The sequence below is a fragment of the Brucella intermedia LMG 3301 genome, assembly GCF_000182645.1.
Taxonomy (GTDB): Bacteria; Pseudomonadota; Alphaproteobacteria; order Rhizobiales; family Rhizobiaceae; genus Brucella; species Brucella intermedia.
The window spans coordinates 1,450,779-1,468,502 of record NZ_ACQA01000001.1 but is presented as its reverse complement, the minus strand read 5'-3'; the positions used below and the strand labels follow the sequence as shown (position 1 = coordinate 1,468,502).

Sequence of the window (17,724 nt, the reverse complement as noted above, 5' to 3'; positions counted from 1 at the left end):
AGTCATGTTATATTCGGGTAAGGCTGGGGAAATTGTTTCCCAAAGGAGGACGGGGCATGTCCGAACTCAACGCCAATACCCGCTTTGCGCTTACCAACGCCGGTCATGTGGTCAATCAGCTTCTCGATCATTTCGTCGAGCATGCCGACGTGCACCGTCAGGGCAGCAGGGCAAAGCTGGTGCTGAGCTTCGGTCAGGCGGATGTGCAGTGGGACGATGAAACGGTCAGCGTCGATGTCTCCAGCGAGGACGAAACTGGCCTTGCCTATATGAAATATTCCATTGCCGAACATGTGCTGGAGTTTCTTGACAAGGGCAGCGCCGAACCGAAAATCATCTGGGAAGGCGATGGGGCTGCCGGACTGCCGCTGCCCTATTTCCGCGAGATGCAGGTCGTCTCGGTGTCGAATGTAACACCGCACATGCGGCGCGTTCGCCTGAAAGGCGAAAACCTGTTCCGCTTCTCGCAGCTGGGGCTCCATATCCGCCTTCTGTTTCCGCCCGAAGGCCTGGCAAAGCCGCAATGGCCCACAACCGGTGAAGATGGTCGTCCGGTCTGGCCTGAAGGCGCAGCCAAGCTTGCGACACGTGTCTACACGATCCGCAACATCGATACCGTCGCCGGATGGGTGGATATCGATATGGTCGTTCACGGCGATGATTGCGACGCACCGGGTTCCGGTTGGGCCCTCGGCGCCAAGCCGGGCGATATTGTTGGCATGACAGGTCCCGGGGGCGGCGATGCAGGTGATGCGAAGTGGTATCTGCTCGCCGGAGACGAAACCGCTCTGCCTGCCATCGGGCGCATTCTGGAACGGTTGCCGGAAGGAACCAAGGCGGTCGTGCGGGTCGAGATCGGCAGCGCAGAGGAAGAGCAGGAACTTTTTTCGCGCGCCGATATCGATGTGCAGTGGCTGGACCGCAATGGCGCGGAAGCCGGAACGACGACCTTGTTGCAGGATGCCGTGCGGGCGGTCGAATTGCCGGAAGGCCAAGACGATATTTACGTCTGGGTCGGTTGTGAGTTCAACGCTTTCCGGTCGATCCGCACCTATATGCGCAAGGAACGCAATATTCCGAAGGATCGGCAGTTGATCGTCGCCTATTGGCGGCGCGGGCAGGATGGCGACACGCCGCGTAAGTCCGACGATTGATGCAATGAAAAAGGGGGCCCCGAGGTCCCCTTTGTTTTTAGCGTATCCTGAAACGGACCGCTTCTGCTCTACCTGCGGAAGCCTTCGCTCGCCCGCATCAGGTTCTTCGTATAGTCGGCATGGATATTGCCGCTGACAAGATCGTTTGCCTGCAACTGTTCCACGACCTCTCCATTGCGCATGACGGCAAGCCGGTCGCACATATGGGTGACGACGCCAAGGTCGTGGCTGACCATCACGAATGTAAGGTTGCGGTCGCGCCGAACCTGTTCGAGCAGGTTCAGCACTTCCGCCTGAACCGAAGCATCGAGCGCGGAGGTCGGCTCGTCGAGCAGCAATATGCTGGGCTCGACGATCAGGGCGCGAGCAATGGCGATGCGCTGGCGCTGGCCACCCGAAAGCTGGTGCGGATAGCGAAAGCGGAAGCCGGAACCGAGGCCGACTTCATCGAGCGCCTTCACGATGCGCTGTTCCGTATCGTCGACGCTATGGATGGCGAGCGGTTCCAGCAACAGTCGGTCCACCGTCTGGCGCGGATGCAGCGAGCCGTAAGGGTCCTGAAACACCATCTGGACATTGCGGTAGAACGCCTTGTCACGCGGTGTCTTCAGCAATTGCCCGTCGATACGGATTTCGCCGTCCTCGACAGGCGCCAATCCCGCAACAGCGCGCAACAGGGTGGATTTTCCCGAACCGGATTCACCCACAAGGCCGTAGGATTCGCCTCGGGCCACTTCGATGCTGACCGATTTCAGTGCATGGAAGTGGTCGAAATAGACGTCGATATTGTCGACGCTCAGTGCAGATGCCGTGCTCATAGCTTTACCGGTCATAGCTTCCATGCCTCCTCACGCTGCAAGGTTGGCAGGGGATGGCGGTCGGCTCCGATTTTCGGCATGCAGTTCAGCAATCCTTGCGTATAGGGGTGTTTGGCATTGGCGAGGTCCTTGGCCGCGATTTCCTCCACGATCTTGCCCGCATACATCACGATGACGCGGTCGCAGAAGGAGGAAACGAGGCGCAGGTCGTGGCTGACGAAGATCAGACCCATGCCGCGTTCGGCAACCAGCTTGTCGAGGATGCCGAGCACTTCAAGCTGGACCGTAACGTCGAGCGCCGAAGTCGGCTCGTCGGCGATCAGCATTTCCGGTTCGGCAACCAGCATCATGGCAATCATGACGCGCTGGCCCATGCCGCCTGAAACTTCGTGCGGATAGAGGCTCATAACCCGTTCAGCATCGCGAATCTGCACGGCTTCCAGCATTGCGATGGAGCGCCTGCGGATTTCTTCACTGCTGAACTTGCCGTGGGCCTTCAGCGTTTCGGCAATCTGCTTGCCGATGGTCATCACAGGGTTGAGCGAGTATTTCGGGTCCTGCAAAACCATGGCGATGCGTCCGCCGCGCAAAGCGCGGCGTTCGCGTGCCGGTGCGTTCAGAAGATCGATGCCGTCAAACTCGAGTTTTTTGGCGGTGATCTTCGCATGCGGCGGGGTCAGCCCCATGATGGCGCGGCCGGTCTGCGACTTGCCGGAACCGGATTCGCCCACGATGCCGAGGCGTTCACGCCCCAGTTCGAAGCTGACGCCGCGCACGGCCTCGATTGCACCCGTGCGGGTCGGGAAGGTGACGCGCAGGTCTTCGACAGTCAGAAGAGGCTTCATTGGTTGTTACCCCGCGGATCGAGCGCATCGCGCAGGCCATCGCCCAGAAGATTGAAGCCGAGGCTGACGATGAGGATCGCGATACCCGGCATGGCGGCAACCCACCACTGGTCGAGAATGAAGCGGCGGCCGGAAGCGATCATCGCACCCCATTCAGGCAGAGGCGGCTGTGCGCCGAGGCCCAGGAAGCCGAGACCAGCGGCGGTAAGGATGATGCCTGCCATGTCGAGCGTTACACGCACGATCAGTGACGATGTGCAGAGCGGCATGATGTGGCGCACGACGATGCGGATAGGCGAGGCGCCCATCAAACGGACGGCGGAGATATAATCCGAATTGCGCACCGTGAGCGTTTCCGCACGCGCAATACGCGCATAGGGCGGCCACGAAGTGATGGCGATGGCGATGATGGCATTTTCGATGCCCGGTCCGAGAGCGGCAACGAAGGCCAGTGCCAGGATGAGCTTCGGGAAGGCGAGGAAGATGTCGGTGATGCGCATCAGCACGGCATCCACCCAGCCACCTGCATAGCCCGCGACCGTGCCGACCAGAAGGCCGATGGGCGCTGCGATGATGGCGACCAGCAGCACCACATAAAGGGTAAGGCGGGAGCCATAGATCAGACGCGAAAGAATATCGCGGCCCTGATCGTCAGTGCCGAGCAGATAGCCGGGCGACCCCGGCGGCAAGAGACGTGCATTGGCCAGATCGCCGGCGACCGGCGAATGCGGCGCCAGCACATCGGCCAGGGCTGCAACGACAAGAAGGCCGATGATGATGAGGAGGCCAAGGACGGCCAGCTTGTTGGCGGTGAAGCGTCGCCAGACCATATAGGCACGGCCGAGGCGGGCTTGTGTGCGTGACTGTGGTCGCTCCGTAAGCAGCCATTCACGCCATGAGAGGTTGGAAATATCTGTCATTTGGCTCATCGTGCGCGCGTCCTTGGATCGAGAAGCCGATAGAGAAGATCGGACACGAGGTTGAGCGCGATAAAGACCGACCCGATGACGATGGTGCCACCCAGAACGGCATTCATATCAGCGTTTTGCAGTGAATTGGTGATGTAGAGTCCGAGGCCTGGCCAGGAGAAGATGGTTTCGGTCAGCACCGAACCTTCCAGAAGTCCGGCATAGGAAAGCGCGATCACGGTCACCAGCGGCACGGCGGCGTTGCGCAGTGCGTGGCCCCAGATGATGCGGGTTTCCGAAATGCCCTTGGCGCGGGCTGCGATGATATATTCCTGTTCCAGTTCGTTGAGCATGAAGGAACGGGTCATGCGGCTGATATAGGCAAGCGAGAAATAGCCGAGCAGCACGGATGGCAGGATAAGGTGGGAGACAATATCCTTGAGGGCTGGCCAGTCGCGCTGGAGGATCGCGTCGATCAGGTAGAAACCGGTGATCGGGGTGAAGGTATATTCAAATGTGATGTCGATGCGACCGGGACCAGAGGTCCAGCCGAGCCGTGCATAGAAGATCAGAAGCGCAAGCATGCCGAGCCAGAAGATTGGCACCGAATAGCCGACAAGGCCAATCACGCGCACGATCTGGTCGACAATGCTGCCGCGCTTGACCGCAGCGAGAACGCCGAGCGGAATGCCGAACAGGGCGCCGATGATCGTGCCGACAGTGGCGAGTTCCATCGTAGCCGGGAAAACGCGGCGAATATCGGTCATGACGGGGTTGGTGGTCAGTACCGAGGTGCCGAAATCGCCCTGCAGCACGCCCTTCACGTAGAGAAAGAACTGCTGGTAATAGGGCAGGTTGAAGCCCATTTCTTCCCGCACACGGGCGACGACATGCGCTGGAGCGCGGTCGCCAACGATGGCAAGCACGGGGTCAATCGGCACAACGCGGCCGATGAAAAAAGTTACGGCCAGAAGGCCCAGATAGGTCGTGATGACGATACCCAGAAAACTGGCTATCGACGCGGCAAGGGCCGTTGAACGCCGCGGCGCTCGCCTTACCTTTTTGGTAGTGACAGTGTTACTCAATGTTTTGACCGCTTCCGACAGTGAGAGACTGTTTCAAAGGTCGCGCCTTGAGTGGCTGCAAATGGCAACTTTTTACGTCCCGTGCTGACGTACCTTCCAGTACACTCCGTCGCGGAACTCAAAAATCATCATTCTCGCACACTCATGCCGCCTTTTGTTTCAGGCTCAGAGAGCGTTTCAGGACATCTGTCGCTCCGGAAAGCCGGATCGGCAGCGCTGAAAATTTCGTGGAGCGGCTTTCCTTTTTGATTCAGAAAACCGCTCCATCCCGTTGATTTAAAGCCGTTTCAGCACGTGGTTGTTTCCACACGCCGAAGCATGGCCGACTATTCCTTGCTGACGTTCGCCAGGAAGTTGGAGTCGAATGTCGGGCCGAGCTTGTAGCCCTTCACATTGCCGCCAATGCCGGCGACTTCAACCTGTTGGAACAGCATGACGAACGGGCTCTGGTCGAGCGCTTCCTGCTGCAGCTTCTTGTACTGTTCGGCACGCTTGTCGTTGTCCCGTTCCAGAAGAGCAGCCTGCGTCTGCTTGGTCAGCTCCGGAATGTCCCAGGCGTTGCGCCATGCAAGCGTCTTGGTCGAGGCGTCGTCGCTGTTGTCCGGGTTGCTGGTGAAAGCTTCAGCGTTGGAATTGGGGTCCCAATAGTCCATGCCCCACTGGCCGATATACATATCGTGGTTACGGGCGCGATACTTGGTCAGCGTCTGCTTGCCGTCGCCGGGGATGATTTCGATCTTCACGCCGGCCTGTGCAGCGGTCTGCTGGAAGGATTCGGCAATGCCGGTGACCGGCTGACCGTTACGCACGTCGAACGTAACCGAAAGACCGTCCTTCAGACCGGCCTTAGCAAGCAGTTCCTTCGCCTTGGCGACGTCGAGCTTGTACGGCGCAGCATCGAGAGCGCCGAGAACGCCCTTGGCCTGATAGGTCTGGCGGATTTCGCCGATGCCCTTGATGAGCGTCGAACCGATTGCATCGTAATCGACCAGATATTTAAAAGCTTCGCGAACTTCAGGCTTGGCGAGGTTCGGGTTCTTCTGGTTGAGGCTGATGTAATAGACCGTGCCCTTTGCGGCGCTGGTCGTGGAAAGCTTGTCGTTCTTCAGGACAGCTTCGTAGTCGCCCGGTTCCAGATTGCGCGCCACATCGACATCGCCGGATTCGAGCATCAGGCGCTGCGTCGCGCTTTCCTTGACGTGACGATAGAAGACGCGCTTAAGGTTGGCCTTTTCACCATAGAAATTGTCGTTGCGTTCCAGAATGACGACTTCATTGGCGCGCCATTCGCGGATCACGAACGGGCCGGAGCCTGCCGATTTGGTTTTCAGCCATGCATTGGCGTAATCGGTTTCGTACTTGTACTCGTCGGTCGGGGTCACCTTCTCGGCATGTTCTTCGAGAAGCTTCTTGTCGACGACTGCGGCGACGGTCGCGGTCAGGCAGTTCAGCACGAAGCTTGGTGCATAAGGCTTGTCGACGGTGAAAACGAAGGTGCTGTCGTCAACGGCTTTCGCCTTTTCGTTCACGTTATCCTTCGTCAGGCCGAACTGGGTCAGGATGAAGGCCGGGCTCTTGTCGAGACGCACGGCACGCTCAAAGGAGTAGGCAACGTCGGCAGAAGTGATCGGGTTGCCGGAAGCGAACTTGATGTCCTTCTTCAGCTTGAACGTATAGGTGAGGCCGTCATCGGAAACGGTCCAGCTTTCGGCGACGCCCGGAACGACCTTCGACGTGTCGTTGATGTCGAGACGGACGAGCATGTCATAGGCGTTACCGATGAATTCAGCCGGGCTCAGTTCGAAAGACTCGGCCGGGTCCAGCGTGATCGTGTCGTCGATGGCCCATGCCTGGACCAGCGTATCGGCTGGCGTGGCGGACCAGGCCGGATTTGCAGCCAGCACGGCCGCAAGTGCCGCACCGGCAGCCAGAATACGAAAACGTCCGAAATGCATCATGTTAGAGTTCCCTTCCTGTGATTTTGTCTTTGTTCCTGCGCGTCCTGTTCCGATAACCGTTCACAGGATGCGCTCGAGATCACGCTGCTTCGTGCCAGGCCTGTTTCAAAACGCGTATCCAATTGCCCCGGCAAATTTTTGCCAGCTCTTCTTCACCATATCCCGCTTTCCGCAAAGCTGCGACAAGGTTTTGCGTGCCGGCCGCATCGCCGATTTCGGCTGGAATTGTTGCGCCGTCATAGTCCGAACCAAGCGCCACACAGTCGATGCCCATCCGTTCGACCATGTAATCCACGTGCCGCACCACATCGGAAAGCGGTGTGTTGGCGTCTTCCTTGGCATCGGCGCGCAGCATCGTCGTGGCGTAGTTCAGTCCGGCAAGGCCTTTGCTCTCGCGAATGGCATCAAGCTGACGGTCGGTCAGGTTGCGTGCGACGGGAGTGAGGGCGTGCGCATTGGAATGGCTGGCAACCAGCGGCTGATCGCTCAGTTTCGCCACATCCCAGAAGCCTTTTTCGGTGATATGCGCCAGATCGATCAGAATGCCCTTGGCATTGCATGCCTTGACGAGGCGCTTGCCCGTATCCGTCAGGCCAGGGCCGGTATCCGGGCTCATCGGGTAGGCGAACGGAACGCCGTGAGCGAAGATATTGTTGCGGCTCCAGACAGGTCCGAGCGAACGCAGGCCCGCGGCGTAAAAGACTTCAAGCGCGGCCAGATCTTCATCGATGGCTTCGCAGCCTTCCATGTGCAGCACGGCGGTGAATGTGTCGCTGTCCAGCGTCTCGTCGAGGTCGCGGCCATTGCGGCAGAGCTTCCAGCCGCCAGCGGCTTCCAGCTTGAGGGCAATGGCAGCCATATCGAGAGCGATGTCGAGGGAGGGGCTGCGTTCCAGCGGTGGCGAAAGGGGCGTTTCATAATGGCCATTGGCGTCCGGCTTGCCTAGTTCGATATGCTCGCCCGAGGGAACGTAAATGGCGCATATGCCGCCAGCGAGACCGCCTTTACGAGAGCGGGGGAGATCGATATGGCCGCTATCCGTTCCGTCGATAAATTCCCTGATCGGGTCTTCGCCCTTGCGGGCATTTTCCCAAAGCCGCAGAAGGACATCATTATGTCCGTCAAAAACGCGCTGCATTCTTTCATTCCTGACTGCATGGCCTGCGGAAGCAGAACCACATATCCAAGTGTTCAGGCGCGGGAGAATTAAACGGCAAGGTAAGACAACCTCCCGATATGATGGTTGAACTTTTCGCTCTTATTGTTCCCCGCAATCCACTCGCAATTTATAAGCGGTGAGTGCCTGTCGGAGTCAAGCCATCCGATGACGTAGTCAGACTGCGAAATGAAGATAAATTTATGCAAAACGAAAGGGCTGCGCCGTGAAACGCAGCCCTTTGTGCAAAAGGCGAATTGCTTGATGCGAAAACAGAATGAAGTTTCGCATCTGATCAAGAGGTCTAGAACTTGTAGTTCAGGCCAGCCTTGATCGAATGGTTCTTCAGATTGTTGCGCTGCTCCACGCCGTTGACGCGGGACTTCACATCGCTGAAGCGCTGGAAGTCATACTCGGCCTTGACGGAAAGCGGGCCGGTCAGCGCCTGCTCGACACCGGCGCCGATCAGTGCGCCGCCTTCCCAGCCGGGGGCCGAGGTGGTGTTGTCCTTGGCCTTGAAGCGGGTCACACCGTAGCCGGCCGTGCCATAAACCAGCGTCTTGTCGAATGCATAGCCGACCTTGCCCTTGGCATTGCCGTTCCACGACTGCTGGAGGCTGCCGCCATGGCCGATGCGATGCTCGGCTTCGGCGAAGTTGCCTTCGAGTTCCGCACCGAACACGACATTGCCGCTCTGCATGTTTTTGCCGACAACAACGCCGCCCAAAGCGCCGGTGCGGTTGGTGAAGGGACCGGGAACCTTGGACGAGGAAGCGCCGATCTGTGCGCCGATATAGTTGCCGGACCAGTCATGCGGACCGCTGGCAACCGGATCGTTATAGGAATAGTCCGTTGCTCCCATCATGTCGGCAGCGAAAGCCGAACCTGCAAAAGCAACGATTGCGGCGCCGAGCGCCACTGCGGTGATAGAACGCTTCAACATTTTTTACTCCGATTTTCCCGTCGAAGAACGCTGGCGGGAAACATGCCTGAATTCATTATTGCCATCGAAAGGCCTTGCCTTCGCTCTGGCTTCCGTCTCACCACTGATTGTGTCCAAATTTAAGAAAATTCGAGCGATTTCCATGCATTGCGCAGCCATTCCTTGCGCTATGCTTAACAATTGGTAACGGCTTGAGGTGGATGCCCTGTCAGATCAATCCCAACCCGCGAAAGCTGGCATGACCGTGCTTTCCGACGATAACGTGGTCGTGCACCGTGATGTTGAGGGCCTTGGCGGCATTGACGAGCTGCCTGGTCATGTCGATATCGGCGCGTGATGGCGTCGGGTCGCCGGACGGGTGGTTGTGGACCAGGATGATGGCGGTCGCGGATAGTTCCAGCGCCCGTTTGACGACCTCGCGCGGATAGACGGGCGTATAATCGACCGTGCCGGTCTGCTGCACTTCATCGGCAATCATCTTGTTCTTCTTGTCGAGGAACAGGATGCGGAACTGCTCACGGGTCTCGTAGGCCATGGCGGTGGTGCAATATTCGATCACCTGGTTCCATGAGCCCAGAACCTCGCGCTCCATGACAGTGCTGCGAGCGCTTCGCTTGGCCACAGCTTCCACCAGCTTGAGTTCATGCGCGACGGTAGGGCCGGCACCGGGAACTTCGGCGATCAGTTTTTCGGGGGCGGCCAGCACTTCGGCAATCGAGCCGAACCGGGTCAAAAGCGCCTTGGCGAGTGGCTTGGTGTCCGCGCGCCGAATGGCGCGAAACAGCAGCATTTCGAGCAATTCATAATCCGCCAGCGCGTCGGGAGTTTCCCTGAAACGCTGTTTGAGACGATCGCGATGCCCGGCGTAATGTGGCTTTTCGATTTTTGGCGTCAGTTGCAGCGTATCGCTGAAGCCGGGCATCTGCGCATTACCCGCCTCGGTCTTGCTCTTTGCCATACTGTTTAAACCCCCGCAAAAACAGACCAGACAATTATCGAGATGATATCACTTCGACATTATCTCATGGAAGGCGGTCCGAAGACGTTGGCTGGGGAGAGAGTGAATATCTCACAGCCGTCTTTCGTGACGCCGACCGTATGTTCGTATTGCGCCGTCAGCGACCGGTCCCGTGTAACGGCCGTCCAGCCATCGGCTAGAACCTTCACATGCGGTTTGCCGAGATTGATCATCGGCTCGATGGTGAAGATCATGCCTTCCTTGATTTCCACCCCTTCATTGGGCGTGCCGTAGTGAAGGATATTTGGTGCGTCATGGAACAGTTGTCCGACGCCGTGGCCGCAGAAATCGCGCACGACAGAACAGCGCTCGCCTTCGGCATAGGTCTGGATCGCCGCACCGATTGCACCGGTCTTGGCGCCCGGCTTGACGGCTGCGATCCCGCGCAAAAGGCTTTCATAGGTGACTTCCAGCAGCCGCTCGGCGGCGCGCTTGATTTCGCCTACCGCATACATGCGGCTGGAATCGCCGTGCCAGCCGTCAAGGAGATAGGTGACGTCGATATTGACGATATCGCCCTCGCGCAGCGGCTTGTCGTTAGGAATGCCGTGGCAGACGACGTGATTGATCGACGTGCAGGTCGATTTCGTATAGCCGCGATAGTTCAGCGTTGCCGGAAACGCGCCGTGATCCATGCCGAACTCGAACACGAAACGGTCGATCTCGTTGGTGGTCACACCCGGCTTGACGATATCGTTGAGGGCATCGAGACAGCGTGCCGTCAGATTGCAGACCGTGCGCATACCCTCGAAAGCCTCGGGGCCATAGAGCCTGATCTGGCCCCGTATATTTCATGGGTGCACTTGTCGCTTCGATATAGGTTACCATCACTCGATCCGTCTTAGACCTTAATCATTCAATTGGCACCAGTTCAGTGGCGTCAATGCTGTTATCCGTTATGTGGCACCGAACGGCCCAGGCCTCAACCCCGTTTGCACGCGCATGTTCAAAAGCGCGTGCGTAAGTGGGATCGAGATCGCCGGAAATGCTGAATCTGCTGCAATCGTTTCGCTGGATAATAAACAGCATCACGCCCCGATGACCAGCGGCAACCACGTCGACCAGTTCCTCAAGGTGCTTCGCTCCGCGCGCCGTCACCGTATCGGGGAACTCCGCCAGTCCGAGCGTGCGAATGAAATGTACATTTTTGACCTCGACATAGGCTCGCTGGCGGGGGCCGTCGTCCAGCAGAAGATCAATGCGCGAATTCCGGCCATATTTCTGCTCGCGCTTGAGGCTGGCATATCCTGAAAGGTGCGGAATGAGACCTTTCAGGATCGCTTCCTCGGCGATTCTGTTGGGTAAGCCGGTGTTCACGCCAACCAGCGTATTATCCGCCTCAACAATCTGCAGCGTATGGGCATATTTGCGGTGAGGGGCATTCGAAACACTCAGCCAGACGCGGGAACCCGGAGCGGTCAGTCCGAGCATCGAACCGGTGTTGGGCACGGACGCTGTGATGAACCGCCCGTCATCCAGCGTGACGTCGGCGAGAAATCTTTTGTAGCGGCGTTCCAGCCTGCCGGTGACCAGAGGTGTTTGAAAAATCATGCGCCGATGTAGAGCAGTTCGGCGCGTATGCGAAAGGCTTTTCTGACAGCTTCGCGGAAACAGCCAATATAGGCGGTGGCGGTCAGAACAGGGCCTTGATGACGTCGGCCCAGCTCATATCCGCACCGAGGGCCATCGCCGCGGCAACCAGGCCGGCGCCGAGAAAGGTGAGGGTGGTTCTTGTTTCGCTTGTCATTATTCTTCCCCATCAAATCAGTCATTTGAAACTGGGAGGAATTTCGCGGGAGAATTTGCCCGGATTGTGATGCGATAATGGCTATTCCGGGCAATTTGCGGGCATTTTACGGATAGGGTAAACGCTGCCGCCTTTGCTATTGCCTTATCCACTCGAAGACGAGTTCCTCGCGAAAAGCGAAGCGGACCACATGGCTCGCCACGACTTCTTCGAGGCGGGCAAGGTTTTCTTCCGATGTTTCGACAGTCGTGGTCAGTTTTTCAGCATCGGCATCGAGAATCACGAGACGATTCTCGCCAAGATCGATCGTGCCATGTTCAGGAGTGAATTCGACCGCGAATTTGTGCGCCCAATGCTTGCAGAGCTGCTGCAGGTAACGGCTGGCATGGGTGGTAGGAACGATTGCTGTTGCTTTCGGCATCATGCTGTCCTTTCAAAAAGGTTGCAGTCCGGCGCGTAGCAACATCCTGGCAGTTCAGCCAGTAATATTTGCGTCAATTTCGAGGGAAAAGAAAAACCAGCAATGGTACGCCCAAGGGGAATCGAACCCCTGTTTCCGCCGTGAAAGGGCGGCGTCCTAACCGCTAGACGATGGGCGCCCGTTGCTGGTGTGGGGCGCTTATAGTCAGGAAATTTCCGACATGCAAGCCCCTTTTTCACTTGTCTGTGAATAAGTTTTGACAGCGCAAACCAGTGCACATCGAGTGCTAACAGATTGAATTGTAAGGGGAAAAGAAAAAACCAGCAATGGTACGCCCAAGGGGAATCGAACCCCTGTTTCCGCCGTGAAAGGGCGGCGTCCTAACCGCTAGACGATGGGCGCCCGTTGCTGGTGTGAGTGGGCTTATATTGAGGAAGGTTCTGACTCGCAAGCCCCAAAAAACACTTTTCTGAAAAAAATCGAATGTACTGCAAAAATGGGGAAAATCCCTGCGGCCGATTTTGTTACTCGGTTGAAAAATAAAGACAAAAGAAAAAGCCGGATCGGGCGATCCGGCTTCGGTATTGAGTAAGGGCGCTTCGTCAGCCCTTGCAGCGCCAGTTCCAGTCGCGCTCCGGCCCGACATCGACGTGAACCGAAGTCGTGTGGCAGTAGGTGCCGACGCCGCCACGTCCCGGCATGGAGCGTGCGAAGCGCGCGATTTCCCACTTGGACACGCCATCGATCTGGATGTCGGCGGCGGCGCAGATCATATGGAGCGATTTCCGCGCGCCGTTGACCTTGCGGTTATAGGAAGGGCTGCGGTAGCCCGAAGTCACCATCACCGGGCGGCGGAAATGACGCTCCATGGTTTTCAGCATGGAAACGAGCTGGGGCTTGAGGCAGGCGACATCCACGGTCTGTCGTTGCACTTTCAGGCCGTTGGGCGCAAGGCGCGCAAGGCCGGGAGCAGAAGCAAGCGTCAGATTTGCCGATTCATCGTCTTCGTTCGCATCAATATCGCTATCGTCATAGAGACTGTTGCGATGCTTGATTTCGATGCCGCCATTCGGACGCACGCCGGGCAGCGAATAATTGTAATCATGCTTCGCGGAAGGCGAAACAGGCTTCACCACAGCAACCTTCCTGCTTTCGGCTCGGTCGGATCGCGTGCCGGTCGATTCGTCGGAGAAAAGCCGGGCAATGCTGCCTTGCGAGGCCGTTGGGCGCTGTGGCGAGGCGTAAGCGCTCTTCGTGGAGCCAAAGAGCGAAGCGACCTGAACAGGCTTTTCAGCTTCGGCAGGTTTGGCCGCTGCGGTCTGTTCTGGCGCTGCTGCTTCGGCGGGCTTTTCTTCCTTTGCCGGTTCCTGCGGCTTCTTCGCGGTTTCGGCGGGAGGCGCTTCCGCAGGCTGTTCTGCCACTGGAGCCGCTTCAGGTGCAGCGGGCTTGCTGCCGCCGAACATGCCAAAAAGCGATGTGCTCTTCGGCTGCTGCGGGGCGAGGGCTGCTACCTGGGTCTGCTGCTGCTCGGCGGGTGCGGCAGTTGGGGCTGGCTTCGCCTGCTCCTTGTTATTGGTGTTTGCCGCCTCTGCCACGACGGCGGGCTTTGTTTCACCGGGCTCGGCTTCCGCCTTTTTCTCCTCCGCAGGCGAGGTCGTCGCCGCCTCGGCTGTCTGATCGGCTGCGCTTTGCAATGTATCCGCAATCACGGAGCCGTCGGAGGCGGAGGTCATCTGCAGCGGCTTGCCGTCAAGGCCTGTGCCGGTCGACGTGCAGGACGTGACAAGAAGCGCAAGCAAAGCCACGCTGCCTGATAGAAACCTGCCGGAGGTCCGGTGTGTAGAATGTGCAAATTTCAACAGTCTGCTCCAGCTCGATTTCCCTGACCAGTTTGGCGACCCGCATTCGCCGGGCCTACCTGGTTTCGGGAGATCGGCTCTCCCGTGCGAGGCTGACGTCACGTTCAGTGGCTGATCGTCCCCACAGCTCCCGACTGTTCGTGCCGGGAAAGAAATTCAGAAATATCAGCGAGTTATGATAGTCACTTCAGAGCAATGACGGCCATTCCGCTGTAATGGACAAATCACCTGTTCGGCAATTCGTTACCAATTTTTAAGTTTTTTAATCGCCGAGTGCAACTATTGATGCGCATCTGGCGTTAAATGACTTCGCGTCCAAGGCGGAATATTCGTTTATAACGAAATATTACTTTGTGTAATCTTTGGTTACATTTTCCTTTCCTGCTGGGATTTCGGATGGTTCGAAGCAGCGCTTCGGCCTTCAACCCAAGGCGAATTTCTGATTTGCATCACTCACTTGTTGACAGGATGCCTCGACTTGGTGCTATCCCTTGCCAATTGCTTTATCTTTGTGTGGCGCTGTGACCAACGGCGCCTTATGCGGCATCAACCGGGATCAGAAACATGACCAAGCGCACGCGGCAGATCGCCAACCTATTGCTGGCAGCAACAGCGGCGGCGATGCTCACGGCATGCGCGGGCGGAAAAGAGTTTCAAGGTACGCCGCAGGAAGGCGCTTCGCGCACCGGTGTTTTCCCGACATTCGGCCATATGCCGAAGGCTGCGACCACGCAGATCACCGCAGAAGAAAAGCAGCAGCTTACCACCAAGCTTGATGCCGACCGCACGCGTCTGGCGGCATCCAGAACCGGCGGTGCGGGGTTCACGCCCGCCGAGGCTGCTGCCCTGCGCAAGCAGGCGCAGCAGGATACGGACGCTACCCTGAAACAGATCGAAAGCGGGGAAGAGTAACTTCTTCCTTGGTTTATGACGCGCATCTTATCCGAAACCGTTAAACTTTTCGGGGTGTGCTCTAGAGACGAAATCCGCATCCTTTGACGCGGCAACACGTCTCGACCCGATTCGAGAACAGGTGTATAGCTCCTTTGCGGCGCATGCGCGCCATTACGTTCAACCCTCCACTGGAACAGGATCATGTCGGAAGAATTCCATAAAGTCCGTCGTCTGCCCCCTTATGTCTTTGAACAGGTCAATCGTCTGAAGGCATCGGCGCGAGCGGCGGGCGCCGACATTATTGATCTTGGCATGGGCAACCCCGATCTTCCGACCCCGCAGAACATCGTCGACAAGCTGTGCGAGGCCGTGCAGGACCCGCGCGCACATCGTTATTCGGCTTCCAAGGGCATTCCCGGCCTGCGTCGTGCGCAGGCGCAATATTATGCGCGGCGCTTTGGGGTGAAGCTCAATCCCGATACGCAGGTCGTGGCCACGCTCGGCTCCAAGGAAGGCTTCGCCAATATGGCTCAGGCCATCACCGCGCCGGGCGATGTGGTTCTGTGCCCGGACCCGACCTATCCGATCCACTCCTTCGGCTTCATCATGTCCGGCGGCGTGATCCGCTCGGTCCAGGCAAAGCCGGACGAGAACTTCATCCCGACGCTGGAGCGCGGCGTGAAGCACTCGATCCCGAAGCCGATCGCGCTGATCCTGAATTTCCCGTCCAATCCGACGGCGTATGTGGCGACGCTCGATTTCTACAAGGACGTCGTCGCGTTCGCCCGCAAGCATGACATCGTCATCCTGTCGGATCTTGCCTATTCGGAAATCTATTTCGACGACAATCCGCCGCCATCGGTGCTGGAAGTGCCGGGCGCCATGGATGTGACCGTAGAGTTCACCTCCATGTCGAAGACATTCTCCATGCCAGGCTGGCGCATGGGCTTTGCGGTCGGTAATGAACGCCTGATCGCAGCGCTCACCCGCGTGAAGTCCTATCTCGATTATGGTGCTTTCACGCCTATTCAGGTTGCGGCGACCACGGCGCTGAATGGAGAGGGATCGGACATCGCCTATGTGCGCAATGTCTACAAGCAGCGCCGGGATGTGCTGGTCGAAAGCTTTGGCCGTGCGGGCTGGGATGTTCCGCCGCCTGCTGCGACCATGTTCGCCTGGGTTCCGATTCCGGAACGCTTCCGTTCGCTGGGTTCGCTCGAATTCTCCAAGCTTCTGGTCGAACAGGCCGATGTGGCCGTTGCGCCCGGTATCGGCTTTGGCGAGCACGGCGACGATTACGTGCGGATTGCGCTGGTCGAGAACGAGCACCGCATCCGTCAGGCGGCGCGTAACATCAAGCGTTTTCTCTCTGCAAAGCATGAGAACCTGCAAAATGTAATTCCGCTCGACGGTCGTCGCGGATAGTCTTTAGAAATCGTCACGGACGGCACCTCGCCGCCCGTGACATCCCACCTGATAGCCACTCCATACAGAAGGTCGAAATAATGAGTGATGCATTACGGATCGGCGTTGCCGGCCTCGGCACCGTTGGTGCTTCGGTGTTGCGTATCCTGCGTGACAAGTCCGAAATGCTCACGCGCCAGTGCGGCAAGCCTGTTACGGTCACGGCGGTCAGCGCTCGCGACCGCAACCGGGATCGCGGCATTGATCTTTCTGGTATCAATTGGTTCGACGATCCGGTCGAGCTGGCCAAATCTGCCGATATCGATGTTTTCGTGGAACTCATCGGCGGCGAGGATGGACCGGCCCGGGCTTCTGTCGAAGCGGCTTTGCGCGCCGGTCGCCATGTGGTCACGGCCAACAAGGCGCTGCTGGCGCGGCACGGCGTTGCGCTTGCCAAGATCGCCGAGGATAAAGGCGTCCTTCTCAATTTCGAAGCGGCGGTGGCCGGGGGTATTCCGGTCATCAAGGCAATGCGTGAATCGCTGACCGGCAATACGGTTTCCCGCGTCTATGGCATCATGAACGGCACCTGCAACTACATCCTGACCCGGATGTGGGAAGAGGGCATTTCGTTCGAAGCCTGTCTCAAGGATGCCCAGCGCCTCGGTTATGCAGAGGCCGATCCGACTTTCGACATTGAAGGCAATGACACGGCGCACAAGCTGGCGCTGCTGACCAGTCTTGCCTTCGGCACGCAGATCGCTGCGGATGACATTTATCTTGAAGGCATCAGCAATATTTCGCTGGCCGATATTCGCGCCGCCGATGAACTCGGCTATCGCATCAAGCTTCTGGGGGTCGCGCAGAAGACCGATACAGGCATTGAACAGCGCGTGCATCCTACCATGGTGCCGACCTCGTCGGTCATCGCGCAGGTGCATGGCGTGACCAACGCCGTGGCAATCGAAACCGATCTTCTGGGCGAGCTTCTGCTTTCCGGCCCCGGTGCGGGCGGTAACGCGACAGCATCCGCCGTCATTGGTGACGTTGCCGATATTGCCAAAAGCCGTCCGGGTTTCCAGCATGGGCCGGTGTTCGGCACGCCTGCCAAGGCGTTGCAGCCTTACAAGCGCGCCAAGATGCGCAAACATGCGGGCGGCTACTTCATCCGCCTGACCGTGCTTGACCGTATCGGCGCTTTCGCGGCCATCGCCAAGCGCATGGCTGAAAACGACATCTCGCTGGAATCGATCGTGCAGCGCCCGCCGATGGATGATGCAGCAAGGGAAGGCGTCAAGACGGTCATTCTCGTCACGCATGAGACGACCGAATCTGCTGTCAAAAAAGCGCTGGAAGCGATCCTCAAGGACGATCATCTGGTCGACACACCACAGATGATCCGCATCGAACGCGCCGGATAAAGCATGCCTTCCCAAAGCGGATACCGGTTTGGGAACAAAGACATGCGTTAGACAAAAACCAGAACGCGCTGCACTTTTAGCGCGTTTTCTGGA

15 protein-coding genes, 2 tRNA genes and 1 pseudogene are annotated in these 17,724 nt (G+C 58.1%); 4 read left to right on the top strand and 14 right to left on the bottom strand.

The features are described from left to right. The first annotated feature begins 56 nt into the window (after positions 1 to 56). Complete coding sequence (locus OINT_RS07040) at positions 57 to 1,154, top strand: siderophore-interacting protein (protein WP_006470292.1); 1,098 nt, start codon at positions 57 to 59, stop codon at positions 1,152 to 1,154. Positions 1,155 to 1,222: 68 nt separating this feature from the next. Here OINT_RS07040 and OINT_RS07035 read toward each other — a convergent pair whose 3' ends face one another. The 14 genes and pseudogenes from OINT_RS07035 to OINT_RS06970 form a co-directional block, all read right to left on the bottom strand. Then, positions 1,223 to 1,987 carry an ABC transporter ATP-binding protein gene (locus tag OINT_RS07035; RefSeq protein ID WP_006470293.1) on the bottom strand — a complete coding sequence of 255 codons (765 nt, stop codon included), beginning with the start codon at positions 1,985 to 1,987 and terminating at the stop codon, positions 1,223 to 1,225. After that, positions 1,984 to 2,817, bottom strand: a complete 834-nt coding sequence (locus tag OINT_RS07030) for an ABC transporter ATP-binding protein (RefSeq protein WP_006467081.1) — start codon at positions 2,815 to 2,817, stop codon at positions 1,984 to 1,986. The genes OINT_RS07035 and OINT_RS07030 overlap by 4 nt, the downstream gene beginning before the upstream one ends. After that, a complete protein-coding gene (gene nikC, locus OINT_RS07025) occupies positions 2,814 to 3,746 on the bottom strand; it encodes a nickel transporter permease (RefSeq protein ID WP_006467080.1) in 933 nt (310 codons plus the stop codon). The genes OINT_RS07030 and nikC overlap by 4 nt, the downstream gene beginning before the upstream one ends. Continuing rightward, positions 3,743 to 4,810, bottom strand: a complete 1,068-nt coding sequence (locus tag OINT_RS07020) for an ABC transporter permease (protein WP_006467079.1) — start codon at positions 4,808 to 4,810, stop codon at positions 3,743 to 3,745. Before OINT_RS07020 ends, nikC begins: the two co-directional genes overlap by 4 nt. 326 nt (positions 4,811 to 5,136) lie before the next feature. After that, the gene (locus tag OINT_RS07015; protein ID WP_006467078.1) at positions 5,137 to 6,768 is read right to left on the bottom strand and encodes an ABC transporter substrate-binding protein; all 1,632 of its coding nucleotides are present in this window, start codon (positions 6,766 to 6,768) and stop codon (positions 5,137 to 5,139) included. Positions 6,769 to 6,847: 79 nt separating this feature from the next. Further along, positions 6,848 to 7,906, bottom strand: coding sequence for a dipeptidase (locus tag OINT_RS07010; RefSeq protein ID WP_006467077.1), 1,059 nt, complete (start codon positions 7,904 to 7,906; stop codon positions 6,848 to 6,850). Positions 7,907 to 8,228: 322 nt separating this feature from the next. Continuing rightward, positions 8,229 to 8,867 (bottom strand): outer membrane protein, encoded by a 639-nt coding sequence (locus OINT_RS07005; protein WP_006467076.1) that lies wholly within the window; start codon positions 8,865 to 8,867, stop codon positions 8,229 to 8,231. 208 nt (positions 8,868 to 9,075) lie between these two features. Continuing rightward, positions 9,076 to 9,825 carry a RadC family protein gene (gene radC / locus OINT_RS07000; RefSeq protein WP_006467075.1) on the bottom strand — a complete coding sequence of 250 codons (750 nt, stop codon included), beginning with the start codon at positions 9,823 to 9,825 and terminating at the stop codon, positions 9,076 to 9,078. Between the two features lie 59 nt (positions 9,826 to 9,884). Beyond that, positions 9,885 to 10,713 (bottom strand): annotated as a pseudogene (gene map, locus OINT_RS06995) (type I methionyl aminopeptidase). Between the two features lie 24 nt (positions 10,714 to 10,737). Next, the gene (gene sfsA, locus OINT_RS06990; protein ID WP_006467073.1) at positions 10,738 to 11,436 is read right to left on the bottom strand and encodes a DNA/RNA nuclease SfsA; all 699 of its coding nucleotides are present in this window, start codon (positions 11,434 to 11,436) and stop codon (positions 10,738 to 10,740) included. Positions 11,437 to 11,768: 332 nt separating this feature from the next. Then, entirely contained in the window at positions 11,769 to 12,053 is a 285-nt protein-coding gene (locus tag OINT_RS06985) for a DUF2218 domain-containing protein (RefSeq protein WP_006470295.1), read from the bottom strand. Between the two features lie 103 nt (positions 12,054 to 12,156). Next, positions 12,157 to 12,231, bottom strand: a tRNA-Glu gene (locus OINT_RS06980). Between the two features lie 149 nt (positions 12,232 to 12,380). Continuing rightward, positions 12,381 to 12,455 (bottom strand) — tRNA-Glu (locus tag OINT_RS06975). Between the two features lie 200 nt (positions 12,456 to 12,655). Further along, complete coding sequence (locus tag OINT_RS06970; RefSeq protein ID WP_036564508.1) at positions 12,656 to 13,912, bottom strand: YcbK family protein; 1,257 nt, start codon at positions 13,910 to 13,912, stop codon at positions 12,656 to 12,658. A gap of 564 nt (positions 13,913 to 14,476) precedes the next feature. On the opposite strand from OINT_RS06970, the gene OINT_RS06965 reads away from it, so the two are divergent. The 3 genes from OINT_RS06965 to OINT_RS06955 all read left to right on the top strand — a co-directional run bounded on the left by OINT_RS06965 (position 14,477) and on the right by OINT_RS06955 (position 17,631). Beyond that, on the top strand, positions 14,477 to 14,824 hold the full coding sequence (locus OINT_RS06965; protein ID WP_006467069.1) for a hypothetical protein: 348 nt from the start codon (positions 14,477 to 14,479) through the stop codon (positions 14,822 to 14,824). Between the two features lie 183 nt (positions 14,825 to 15,007). After that, a complete protein-coding gene (locus tag OINT_RS06960; protein ID WP_006467068.1) occupies positions 15,008 to 16,231 on the top strand; it encodes an LL-diaminopimelate aminotransferase in 1,224 nt (407 codons plus the stop codon). Positions 16,232 to 16,311: 80 nt separating this feature from the next. Further along, positions 16,312 to 17,631: a homoserine dehydrogenase gene (locus tag OINT_RS06955; protein ID WP_006467067.1), complete on the top strand. Its 1,320-nt coding sequence runs from the start codon at positions 16,312 to 16,314 to the stop codon at positions 17,629 to 17,631. Positions 17,632 to 17,724: the final 93 nt, after the last annotated feature.